Source organism: Chitinophagales bacterium (assembly GCA_020636495.1).
Lineage (GTDB): Bacteria > Bacteroidota > Bacteroidia > Chitinophagales > Chitinophagaceae > UBA5543.
This window is the reverse complement of record JACJXQ010000008.1, coordinates 1,066,407-1,078,994: the sequence shown is the minus strand read 5'-3', so window position 1 is coordinate 1,078,994 and position 12,588 is coordinate 1,066,407. Positions and strand designations below refer to the sequence as shown.

At 43.3% G+C, this 12,588-nt stretch carries 10 protein-coding genes; 4 read left to right on the top strand and 6 right to left on the bottom strand.

All coding sequences use genetic code 11. From position 1 onward, the window contains the following. Positions 1 to 37: 37 nt before the first annotated feature. Complete coding sequence (locus tag H6550_04690; GenBank protein ID MCB9045421.1) at positions 38 to 445, top strand: helix-hairpin-helix domain-containing protein; 408 nt, start codon at positions 38 to 40, stop codon at positions 443 to 445. 132 nt (positions 446 to 577) lie between these two features. Beyond that, positions 578 to 1,720, top strand: a complete 1,143-nt coding sequence (locus H6550_04685; GenBank protein MCB9045420.1) for an acyl-CoA dehydrogenase family protein — start codon at positions 578 to 580, stop codon at positions 1,718 to 1,720. 51 nt (positions 1,721 to 1,771) lie between these two features. Here the strand turns inward: H6550_04685 and H6550_04680 are convergent, their stop codons facing one another. The 6 genes from H6550_04680 to atpB form a co-directional block, all read right to left on the bottom strand. Then, positions 1,772 to 5,179, bottom strand: coding sequence for a M4 family metallopeptidase (locus H6550_04680; GenBank protein ID MCB9045419.1), 3,408 nt, complete (start codon positions 5,177 to 5,179; stop codon positions 1,772 to 1,774). Between the two features lie 102 nt (positions 5,180 to 5,281). Beyond that, complete coding sequence (locus tag H6550_04675; protein MCB9045418.1) at positions 5,282 to 6,865, bottom strand: F0F1 ATP synthase subunit alpha; 1,584 nt, start codon at positions 6,863 to 6,865, stop codon at positions 5,282 to 5,284. Positions 6,866 to 6,909: 44 nt separating this feature from the next. After that, on the bottom strand, positions 6,910 to 7,473 hold the full coding sequence (gene atpH / locus H6550_04670) for an ATP synthase F1 subunit delta (protein MCB9045417.1): 564 nt from the start codon (positions 7,471 to 7,473) through the stop codon (positions 6,910 to 6,912). Between the two features lie 4 nt (positions 7,474 to 7,477). Further along, the gene (gene atpF, locus H6550_04665) at positions 7,478 to 7,972 is read right to left on the bottom strand and encodes a F0F1 ATP synthase subunit B (GenBank protein ID MCB9045416.1); all 495 of its coding nucleotides are present in this window, start codon (positions 7,970 to 7,972) and stop codon (positions 7,478 to 7,480) included. A gap of 96 nt (positions 7,973 to 8,068) precedes the next feature. After that, the gene (atpE, locus tag H6550_04660) at positions 8,069 to 8,344 is read right to left on the bottom strand and encodes an ATP synthase F0 subunit C (GenBank protein MCB9045415.1); all 276 of its coding nucleotides are present in this window, start codon (positions 8,342 to 8,344) and stop codon (positions 8,069 to 8,071) included. 52 nt (positions 8,345 to 8,396) lie between these two features. After that, on the bottom strand, positions 8,397 to 9,512 hold the full coding sequence (gene atpB / locus H6550_04655) for a F0F1 ATP synthase subunit A (protein ID MCB9045414.1): 1,116 nt from the start codon (positions 9,510 to 9,512) through the stop codon (positions 8,397 to 8,399). A gap of 371 nt (positions 9,513 to 9,883) precedes the next feature. Here atpB and pckA point away from each other — a divergent pair, with 371 nt between their 5' ends. Together pckA and H6550_04645 are read left to right on the top strand one after the other, a co-directional pair. Beyond that, positions 9,884 to 11,497, top strand: coding sequence for a phosphoenolpyruvate carboxykinase (ATP) (gene pckA / locus H6550_04650; GenBank protein MCB9045413.1), 1,614 nt, complete (start codon positions 9,884 to 9,886; stop codon positions 11,495 to 11,497). Between the two features lie 129 nt (positions 11,498 to 11,626). Then, on the top strand, positions 11,627 to 12,517 hold the full coding sequence (locus H6550_04645) for a T9SS type A sorting domain-containing protein (protein MCB9045412.1): 891 nt from the start codon (positions 11,627 to 11,629) through the stop codon (positions 12,515 to 12,517). The last annotated feature ends 71 nt before the right edge of the window (positions 12,518 to 12,588 follow it).

Here is a 12,588-nt window from a genome sequence, read left to right as displayed (position 1 = left end):
CCTCATATAACAGGTAATTTGTAGCTTTACCCTACGCATGAAAAACCACTTCCGGTCATACACCAGCTTTACCCGAACAGAACGCATGGGTATTATAGCACTGCTGCTACTGATACTGGTTTTGATAATCGTGAAAGCCACCATGCACTTGTGGGTGCATCCTGATAAAGTGGAACTACAACAAGTAGCCATACCGGATAAAAAAAAGGTAGTAAACCTGAATACACAATACTACCAACAGCCTGTAACATCAAAACTGAATCTGAACACAGCAGACTCTCTTGAACTTATTGCCCTGCCAGGTATAGGTAAGGGTCTCTCGCATCGAATATTAGCGCAAAGACGCAAACTGGGTAAATTTACCAATATGGAACAAGTGTTTGAAGTGTACAGATTCAAACAGGATACCAAAGAGATGTTGTTGCAAAGAACGGTTCTTGAGTAGCACTACGCATAGAAATAACACACATATATAATAACAGAACTGCCTTAGATGACACAACATATTGCACGTAAATATGGACTGTTGGCAAAAAGTTCGTAAAATTGCGGACAGATTTTGGACATATAATATTTTATGGATTTTCAATACACAGATACCCAATTGCAGATCGCTGATATGATCCGCGACTTTGCGAATAAACACATCCGTCCGGACATGATGAAGTGGGACGAAGAACAGATATTTCCTGTTGAGTTGTTCCACAAAATGGGGGAACTGGGCCTGATGGGTGTACTGGTTCCTACAGAATATGGAGGTTCCGGACTTAGCTACTTTGAGTATGTTACTGTTGTGAGCGAGATAGCTAAAGTATGTGGCTCTATCGGTCTTTCGGTAGCTGCACACAACTCATTATGCACAGGACACATCCTGTACTTCGGCAATGAAGAGCAGAAGAAAAAATATCTTCCCAAACTGGCATCGGGCGAATGGATAGGTGCATGGGGACTTACTGAAGCCAATACAGGCAGCGATGCGGGCAATATGCGCTGCACTGCTGTGAAAGATGGTGATGAGTGGGTTTTGAATGGTACTAAAAACTGGATCACCCACGGTAAGAGTGGTAACGTGGCAGTAGTTCTTGCACGTACAGGCGAACCACGTGCCAAAAGCAATGTAACTGCTTTTATCGTAGAGCGTGGTACTCCGGGCTTCTCTGCCGGCAAAAAAGAGAACAAGCTGGGCATGCGTGCTTCAGAGACAACAGAATTAGTATTTGACAACTGCCGCATATCAGACGCACAGCGCATGGGCGAAGTAGGTGACGGTTTCCGACAGGCTATGAAAGTCCTGGATGGCGGACGTATCTCTATCGCATCGCTGGCACTGGGTATAGCACAGGGTGCTTATGAAGCTTCTCTTAAATATTCAAAAGAACGTGAGCAATTTGACCAGCCGATAGCCAATTTCCAGGCGATCGCTTTCAAACTTGCTGACATGTATGCAAAAATATCTGCTGCTGAGGCATTGATATACCAGGCTGCTGACATGAAGAACCGCGGCGTGAGCATGACCAAGGAGTCTGCCATGGCCAAGTATTATGCATCTGAGATAAGTGTTGAGATAGCTACCGACGCGGTGCAGATATTTGGAGGATATGGTTATACCAAAGACTTCCCGGTTGAAAAATACTATCGTGACAGCAAGCTGTGTACCATAGGCGAGGGTACATCAGAAATTCAAAAGCTGGTCATCTCCAGGAACATTCTGAACTCATAATAAATAAAGAAGCCCCTCATGAGGGGCTTCTTTATTTATGGTCTCTTTGTATTATTGTTTCACCATTTTCTGTGTCAGCACTTCGCTGCCTGTTATCACCTGCAATATATAATTACCGGGTACCAGTTGTGTATCTCCTACATTTACCACGAACCTGCTGCTACCGGCTGCCAATTGTTCTTCTTTATCCAGCAGGGTTTTACCTGTAATATCATACAGTTTTACCCGAGCAACAGTATTAGCAGATAATGTATAACTAATGTATATCTTATCTGTAAAAGGATTATTTACCACGCGAATGTTGCCGGTGTTTTTAGATATTCCTTCAACAGATTCCCATGGTAATAAATTGAAAGTATTCTCTGTAATAAAATACCTACCCCAGATACCTTTCCACATACCATTGTTGTTACCTTTAAAACTTCCCTTGAAGGATATATAATTTGGCCCGTTAGTAATAACAGGAACTACAATCTCCGTATTAGCACCGTTCATCATTGCATCTGTAGTAGCATCGGTGCTTACAATGCGCATATTGGCCAGGTTGACACCCGAAAGCTCCGAAGTATCAAAATACAAGGTCATTTCGTAGTTAGGCATTGCAGAGGTCGTGTTGTTCTGTGTTGAAACAGAGAATTCTTTTACAGAACGCTTTACGCCTTTGTAATTATTTCCAACTACAGTATCTAGTCCGTTTCCTTGCGCGGTAATGCCTACTGTAGTACAACCCAGTAAAAGTTGGGGTTTGCTTATGTTCACAATAAGTTTGCCTGATGTGTCGTTGGTAAAATAAACACTTTGGTTAGGGCTCACTTCCCACGGACGGCCCGCTACTTTTATCGTTTCCACCTGTGTAGCAAAAGTAGGCTGCACCAGGCGGATAACCGGCTTGGCGATACTGTAATAATAATTTCCTGAAGAAAATGCAAGTGTACACCCGTCTGTACCTGAGTTGGAATGTGCAATTGAGGTTGCCGGATAGTCCGTCACAATGCCCTCTATAAAGTCATTTTCGGTTCCTGCTGTAAGGTTAGAGAAACATGTTTCTATCGCCAGGTTATCAGTGCCATTCCAAATAAAGGGAGTGCTGAATTGTAGTGTATTCCAACCCGCTTGTGTAGTGAGATTACCATTATAGTAAACCGTAGTAACAGTAGGGTTGCCCGCACTGACATCACTAACAGTAGTGGTCGCCAGTTTCAGATTGAAATTATTAAATGCCTGTGTTGAGTTCTTTTCCGTAACATTAAACTCCAAAGCTGTAATCTGTTCGTTAGGTCGAACGCCTGCCGCCAGCATCTCATCGGCTGTTATAATAAACTGCGAACGGGCCAGCTTGTTCCTGCTGAAGAAAGGCGTAATAGCCTTGCTTTTTACGTTCGCAGTATTCACCCTATGATGAACATTACCATTTGTATCAGGTTCATCTCTTTCACCGGTAATAGTAATAACACAGGTATCATAAGTATATGAAGTTGAAGCGTTGCTACCATTCTTTGTAATTGTAAAGTATAGCTTTAATACTTTGTCTTTGGTGACATCACCGTTATCAATGATACTTACCTGTATATTTTGAGATGCCGAACTGCCGGAATTAAATGTCAGCGGGCTGTTCACAATTTTGAAATCCACACCGTCAATGGCAGTACCGGTTCCTGCTACAGTAACAGATGCATTACCTCCTGTTGGTGCGTTACCTGTGATCCTCAATGGTATTGATATTGTTTTTGATGATGGGCAAATAATACCCGGAACAACTTTGTTTACGGTTGTATCTGCAATAGCAAAACCTATTTGCGGAGCACAAGGGCTGAATGCTGATCCTACACCTACAGCATACCATGCGCGGGTTACAGCTTCTACCTCACGACTGCAACTGCCAAAAAGTGTTGATGCAGCACCAATGGACGTAGAGCGACAGTCAGCATAAGTAGCGGTAGCGCTAAGCGCCTGCTCAGTAAGAAAAACCAGGGACGCTGCACTCTTAACGCCAATACCAGCCACTTCAAAATTATTCGACAGGTCGTTTGTGCCTTTACCGCCTTCAACCAATAGGTAGAACCAATGATTCAGCACACCACTATTGTTATGCACACCGCACTGGTCATTACCATTATTAGGAGAACAACCCACAACATTTGTCCAATATGTACCTGTATAGCAGTCAGGATTTTTAAACAGTTTCGGGCTGCTCATGCTGCGTAAAGCACCTACTCGTATTTCCTCGCCAATGGTCCACATTTGTTTTTCAGGCGCTCCATAATGTTCCACAACCGCTCCCCATATATCACTAAAACCCTCGTTCATGGCACCTGACTCTTTGCTATATACTAATCCTGATGTAGACTGGCAGACGCCATGACCTATTTCATGCGCGCAAACATCAAGACATACTAACGGTTCAAACCCACTGTTGAACATACCGGTGCCATTACCATACAGCATGGCATAACCATTCCAAAATGCGTTATTATAAGCAACATCATAGTTTATAACACTATACAACTCAGAACCTGATCCATCATAGCTATTCCAGCTATGTTCATTCATCCAGTAGTCCCAAACATTAGTAGCGCCCCAGTGTGCATCTACAGCTATACTCTTGCTGAATGTTGTTGAGTTATTGCTGATAAGACTTGCAAAACCAAGGTCTGTACCGCCACCCAGGTCATATGTAGACAGTACACGGTTGGAATCGTACATCTCGTAAACATTCGGACTTGTGTTAGATACAGTAAAATTTACAGAGCCGCTGTAAACAGATGTCCCTGTAGCATTCACATGCTTTATTATCGCATCTTTCAGCAATATATTACCTGTAATCGCATCTACATAAATAAGGTCGCGGCTTACAGGTTGCTTAGCATATATGTCAAACTTATAAGCCAGGTGCAATTGCCTGTCCAACTCATCTGTAGTAAAATCTTCTACCCATACAAGGGTTGCAACAGGCTGTTGAAAAGATGGGTTATTAGCTGTTAATTTCGATTGAGTAGTATGTTCCCACATATACTCCTTCGCATTTATATGCTGCAAAGCCCTGGTCAACGCTTCGCTTTCTGATAGTACCGGAGCAACAGTGTGTATACCCGAAGGCTGAAATATGTTTGCGTTGATAAAAGTGATAGCATTGTCTTTCATCATTACAGATACAGAGCCATGTTCCACTTGTACATTGTTATACCATTGGGAGTACCTTATTATCTCAGTTCCATTCTTCTCCTTATGCGAGAATTTCAGCTTAAGGTCTGCTGGCATATGTAGTCCAGTATATTCAGCTATTACTGAAGCCAACATATCTTTTGAAGGTTGCTGACCATTCTCGAACAGAACAGTTTTTACAGTATTGTCTTTCGGGTTGCGTTCTGTTTTTACAGACTGTGCAAATAATGTTGTCGAATAAAAACAGCATGCTGCAATCACGCTCAAACTCTTCACATTGAGTACAGGTATTTTCATATTTCAATTATTAATTTGATGAAATTACGGAGGTTCAGGAACATAATAAAAAAAAAGCCGGCTTAATAATTTAAGCCGGCTTTGTATAATAAATGTCAAATACTAGTTCTTGAACTGAGGTATCAGGTCTTTGGCCAGTTTTACCATTTTCTCGATACTTGCTTCGTTCAGCTGACCTTTTTTGAATTCTGCCAGAACATCAGGAAGTTTTGAATCCATTTCGCGAAGGAAAGTTTCTTCAAACTCTTTTACGTTCTTAACAGGTACTTGCTGGATCAGGTTGTTGGTACCCAGGTATATGATAGCCACCTGCTTTTCAACTGTGAACGGAGAGTACTGAGCTTGTTTCAGTATTTCCACGTTACGCGCACCTTTGTCCAGTACTGTTTTTGTAGCAGCATCCAGGTCGCCACCGAATTTTGAGAATGCTTCCATCTCGCGATACAGCGCCTGGTCAAGTTTCAGTGTACCGGCAACTTTTTTCATTGATTTGATCTGAGCGCTACCACCCACACGGCTTACAGAGATACCTACGTTAATGGCAGGACGAATACCAGACAGGAACAGGTTAGACTCAAGGAATATCTGTCCGTCAGTGATCGAGATCACGTTTGTAGGGATATACGCAGATACGTCACCAGCCTGTGTTTCGATGATTGGTAATGCAGTCAAAGAACCACCACCTTTCACTTTATCTTTCAGGCTTTCAGGCAGGTCGTTCATGTTCTTAGCTATCTCATCACTGTTGATCACTTTCGCAGCACGCTCCAGCAAACGACTATGCAGGTAGAATACGTCACCCGGATATGCCTCACGGCCCGGCGGACGACGCAGCAGCAGGGAAACCTCACGGTAAGCCACCGCTTGTTTAGAAAGATCATCATATACTACAAGTGCAGGACGTCCTGTATCACGGAAGTACTCACCTATGGCAGCACCCGCAAACGGAGCGTAGAACTGTAGTGGTGCAGGATCAGAAGCCGAAGCCGCAACGATAGTAGTATAAGCCATCGCTCCGTTCTCTTCCAACGTTTTCATAACACCTGCTACGGTAGATGCTTTCTGACCGATTGCTACATATATACAATAAACAGGCTCGCCTGCTTCGTAGAATTCTTTCTGGTTGATGATGGTATCGATACAGATAGCTGTTTTACCGGTCTGACGGTCACCGATCACCAGCTCACGCTGTCCACGTCCGATAGGGATCATCGCATCTATCGCTTTGATACCTGTCTGCAGTGGTTCTTTTACCGGCTCACGGAAGATAACACCCGGTGCTTTACGCTCCAGTGGCATCTCGTACAGGTCGCCTGTAATAGGACCTTTACCGTCTATCGGCTCACCCAATGTGTTTACCACACGGCCAACCATACCCTCACCTACCTTGATAGATGCGATCTGTCCGGTACGACGCACTTGTGCACCTTCTTTAATAGATCCGCTGTCACCCATCAGTACGACACCAACGTTATCTTCTTCCAGGTTCAATGCGATGGCTTTAACACCGTTTTCAACAAATTCAACCAACTCACCCTGGCGAACACCATTCAGGCCATATACACGAGCGATACCATCACCTACCTGTAGTACGGTACCTACTTCTTCCAGGTCGGCAGAAGCGTTGAAGTTTGTAAGCTGTTGGCGAAGAATCGCCGAAATCTCATCCGGTTTAATTTCAACCATGATATTCTATTTTATAATCGTTTATAAAAATTTCAATTTATTAATTATCTCAACTCAGCAACGTAAATATTCTTCCTGAATTGCGCTTTCACATCATTCAGGTCGCGGCGTATACTGGCATCGAACAACTTATCTTCCATTTGCAATACGAAACCTCCTATCAATGACTCGTCTATATGTTCTGACAACTCGATAGTGGCACCGGGCACAGCAGCATTTACCTTGGTCATAATAGCTTGTTTCAGGCTATCGTTAATAGGTGTAGCAGTGATCAATTTTACAGACCTTATATTCTTCATCTCTTTGTACTGCTGAATGAATGCATGTGCAATTTCAGGCAGGTTCTCTTCGCGACCTTTGGACACGAGCAGTTTTACAAAAGACTGGGCCAGAGGCTTCAGGCTATCACCTACTACCGCTGTTATAATATCCAGTTTTTTACCGGCATGTATCACCGGGCTGCGCAGCATATTAGTAAACTCAATTGAGTTGCGGCATATGCTGTCCAGGTATTTTATGTCTGCCAGTGTATCTTCCACGCTGTTCTTTTCTACAGCAAGGTCAATAAGCGATTTGGCATAACGTGATGCAAGACGAGGATTCGGCATTTTCTTAGTTCAGTTTTATTTCTTCTACCAGTGTTTGAGCGTATGTACTCTGGCTGTCAGCACTTGCCAGTTCTTTACGCAAAACTTTTTCAGCTACTTCTACTGCCAGGTTACCTATCTGGTTCTTCACCTCAGTAAGGGCAGCCATCTTTTGCTGGTCTATCTGCTGACGGGCATCTACAAGCATCTTGTCAGCAATAGTTTTGGTATCTTCTTTTGCTTTGTTGATGATACGCTCGCTTTCTATACGTGCCTCTTTCAGCATCTGTGAGCGCTCTTCACGAGCCTGGGCCATAAGGGCTTCATTCTCGTTTTGCATTTGCGCCATTTCCTGCTTCAGACGGTCGGCTGTAGCAATAGACTCCGCAATACCTGATTCTCGTTCGCTCAGGGCTTTCAATATTGGTCCCCATGCAAATTTTTTAAGGATAAAGAACACTGCCAGGAATGCGATCAGCGTCCAGAAAAACAACCCTAATTCAGGAGTTAACAAATCCATAGTTTCTTATTTATATATTCTATTCTTGTTAGTAAAGGTTAATAACTGCACCCCTTGCCCTATGCTCAGGGTGCAGTTAAGTTTTGTACGTTGCGTTTACAGTACCATAGCAAGGAAACCTACGATGATCGCGAACAGAGCAGCACCCTCAACGAAGGCTGCAGTAAGGATCATGTTACTACGGATCTCACCAGCTGCTTCCGGTTGGCGAGCGATAGCTTCTACCGCGCCTTTACCGATTTGGCCGATACCAACACCAGCACCCAGTGCTGCGATACCTGCACCAATAGCACCACCTGCTTTAGCAGTACCTGCTGCGGCTGCAGCTGCAGTAGCTACATCACCTGCTTGCAACATAATTGTGTTTAACACTGACATGTTATTTGGTTTTATTGATTAATAAAAATCTTTATAAATATATTAATTACATTTCGATCTGCCTGTCTCCGCCATGATCATGATGCGGCTCCTCTATTGCCTGGCCAATAAACACTGCTGTCAGGTTGGCAAAGATGAAAGCCTGTATTGCTGCCACCAGTAACTCGAGCGAGAACATGAAAACAGAAAACGCAAGAGAGAACGGCACGAAAACGATACCGGCTACCTGGTTTAGTGCAGCAAATATAAATATCATAGATATAACACTCAAAATTACTATGTGTCCAGCCATCATGTTAGCAAAAAGACGTATACACAACGCCATCGGCTTGATGAACATAGACATTATCTCAATAGGTACCAGGAGCAATTTGATGCCAAAAGGAACACCCGGAGGATTAAGTAAGTGGCTCCAATAATGCTTGTTGCTCTTGGCCATCATTACAGTAAAGGATACAACTGCCAGGCAAGCTGTTACAGCTATATTACCGGTAAAGTTGGCACCGCCCGGCAACAGCCCCAAAAGGTTGTTGATCCATATGAAGAAGAATACGGTCAGTATCAGCGGCATATAGGTCATATACCTGTTGCCGAGGTTAGGTTTCGCTACTTCGTCGCGGATAAAAGTAATAACAGGTTCCAATGCATTCTGAAAACCTGTTGGTGCGGTCATCACTCCGTTCTTTTTATATTTCTTAGCTACGTTCAACATCAGTGTCAGTAGAATTACTACAGACAGGAACATAGACAATACGTTCTTGGTTATAGAGAAATCTTTGATAGCAGCACCATCTTCAGATGCTATCTTTTCCTTCATTTTCACATTATGGTCTATATAATAACCATTATAAGACTCGTGACCGTGGTGGAATTTTGAAGCTGAGAATATTTCCAGTCCTTTTTCGGGGTGGTATATAATAACAGGCAGTGGCAGGCTTACCGGCGTTTCATTAATATCAAACAGGTGCCAGTAGTGAGAATCCCTGATGTGACCGAAGATTACTTCAGATGCATTGAAACCTTTTTCTTCTTTTGCATCGCCGTGGCCATGTTCTGATGCCTCATGATGAGCTTCGCCACCGTGTTGAGCATATACGAAATCAGGGGTTCCGAAAAGGGCCAAAATCAATACCAGTAAGGAAAAAAGACGTTTTACAACCATTACTCTGCCTAAAATTTGCGCAAAGATACTCGTTTTTCGTTCAAAAACTAAGACTGAATGCAATTTTATATACCCTATTTTTCTTTTGCCAGCCAGTGTCATATTTAAGGGCTGGAAATGCTTGTTACAAGCATATGGAATACAGGAGCTTATATAGTTTATCAACAGTCTGCAAACAATTATCAGGAAGCCTGTTTTTAACAAGAATGACCAGCATATTACACAACTACTGCCTGATATATATTCAGGTTAACAAAATACATGACAAATGTCAGCGTTAACGACTGGTAAACGGGGGAAAAATTAATGCCCTCTATTCTTTTTATGTGCTATTTTTGCCGTTCAAAAAATTTTTTACCAAAAAGGATTTTATGCAGGAAAATGGCAAAAAGAACCCAACGGCAAACCTTTCCGACCTGGGTCTTAATGTTGCAGTTGCACATTGGAATCTCTCTCCGACAGAATTGATCAACAAAACAGTTGAACTTGGCCAGGGCCAGATGAACGACACAGGCGCACTTTGCGTAAATACCGGAAAATTCACCGGCCGTTCACCAAAAGACAAATTCACCGTAAAAGACGCATACACAGAAAACAGTGTTGATTGGGGTAATGTGAACATCCCTATGACTCCTGAGGTATTTGATAACCTCTATAATAAGGTATGTGCTTACCTGGATGGTAAAGAGGTGTGGGTACGTGATGCATATGCATGTGCTGACCCTAAATACAGGCTGAACATCCGTGTAATAAATGAAACTCCATGGGCTAACTTGTTCTGTAACGACCTGTTCCTGCGTCCTACGGAAGATGAAATAGCCAACCAGAATCCTGACTGGCTGATACTTCAGGCTCCGGGCTTTGAGGCCAACCCAGCTACTGATGGTACACGCCAGGGCAACTTTACTGCCGTAAACTTTACAAGAAAGATCATACTGATAGGCGGCTCTGCTTATACAGGCGAAATGAAGAAAGGTATCTTCGGTGTACTGAACTTCCTGCTGCCACACGAACATAACGTATTGAGCATGCACTGTTCTGCCAACGAGGGTAAGGGCGGTGATGTTGCTTTGTTCTTCGGTCTGTCAGGTACCGGTAAAACTACTTTAAGTGCTGATGTCAACCGCGCATTGATAGGTGATGATGAGCACGGATGGGCTGATGGTTCAGTTTTCAACTTTGAAGGTGGTTGCTACGCTAAAGTTATCGACCTGAGTGCTGAAAAAGAGCCACAGATATTCAATGCAATCAAGCATGAGGCTATGCTGGAGAACATCGTTTTCAAAGCAGGCACTAACGAAGCTGATTATACAGATGGTAGCATTACTGAAAACACACGTGCTGCATACCCGATACACAATATTCCTAATGCAAAAGAACCTTCATACGGTGGCGATCCGAAGAACATCTTCTTCCTGACCTGCGATGCGTTTGGTATCCTGCCTCCTATCAGCAAGCTGACCACAGCACAGGCTATGTACCACTTCATCAGCGGTTATACCGCTAAAGTGGCTGGTACAGAAGTAGGTGTTACAGAACCACAAACAACTTTCTCTGCATGTTTCGGACGTGTATTCCTGCCACTGCATCCTGCTAAATATGCGGAACTGCTAGGTAAAAAACTGGAACAACATCCTGATGCAAAAGTATGGTTGGTGAATACCGGCTGGAGCGGTGGCGCTTATGGCATTGGCAGCCGTATGAGCCTGAAGTACACACGTGCTATGATCACTGCTGCAATGAATGGTGAACTGGACAATGTAGAGTACAAACCTCACAACGTATTCGGTGTATTGGTTCCGCAAACTTGTCCTAACTCTCCTGATGAGATACTGAATCCTCGCGATACATGGAGCGACAAGGAAGCATACGATAAAAAAGCAAATGAACTGGCTCAACTGTTCATCAAAAACTTTGAACAATTTGCAGATCAGGCTAATGACGAGATACGCAGCGCAGCACCTACCGTGATGCAAAACGTTTAATCGTTAATTAATATAATTATCTTTTGCACCCCCGGAACGAAAAGCCGGGGGTGTTTTTTTGGTATCATAAGAAAAAAATATGATGGCCTAACTTATTATTGATTAGCTTCATAACATAAATACAGCCTTATGAAACCCATGCTCAGTTTTTTTGTAAGGATGATAATTATTATTGTTATTATCCTTTTCACACACACGCACTATTCTATCGCGTGCTTCAAGCCGGAAAACATAAGCGTCAGCAACATAACGCAACATGGTGCAACCGTCAACTGGTCGAATATATCGGCAGCCTACAGCTACGAATTTGTCGTAAGTACTTCCAGCAACCTGCCTACCATAAAAGGCAGCTTTACCACAAATAATAACTATCAGTTACAAAGCCTGTCCGCCAACTCAACCTACTGCTGTTTTGTAAGGGCAATATGCGCACGGGGAGATACGTCTGACTGGAACTACATATGCTTCAATACTCCATGTTCAGGCTTACAGATGTACAATATCATCGTCACAGATATAACAGCAACCACAGCCCGTGTCAGCTGGGCTCCATTCCAGAATGCGGGCAGCTACGAGTTTGTCGTTGACACATCCCCCAACCCTCCTGCTGGAAGTGGCACACCTGTTTCAGGTACCGTTACCATGTTGCAAGGGTTGATACCTGACACACAACAGTGTGTACATGTAAGAGCATATTGTACAGCATCTAACTCTTTCAGCGACTGGAGCATCACATGTTTCGGTACATTACCTGCTCCGCAAAACGTCACTGACATGACAGGTTCTCAAAACATTTCGATTTCGCCCAATCCTGCAACCAACCAGTTGAATATTAAGAACCTTCACGGCAAAAACAATATTTCCATTTCAGATATAACAGGTAGAAACATATACAGTAGTACAACTATGGCTACCAGTGAGTCAATTGACATATCGCACCTGCAAGCCGGTATTTACCTTGTCAATATCATAGCAGAAAATATTCATTTCGTGCAACGTATTGTAAAAACGTCGTGGTAGCGCGACGCACAAACTGGCATTTGAACTATATTGCAATACATGATTACAAGGATCTCATTCTTATTATCGGC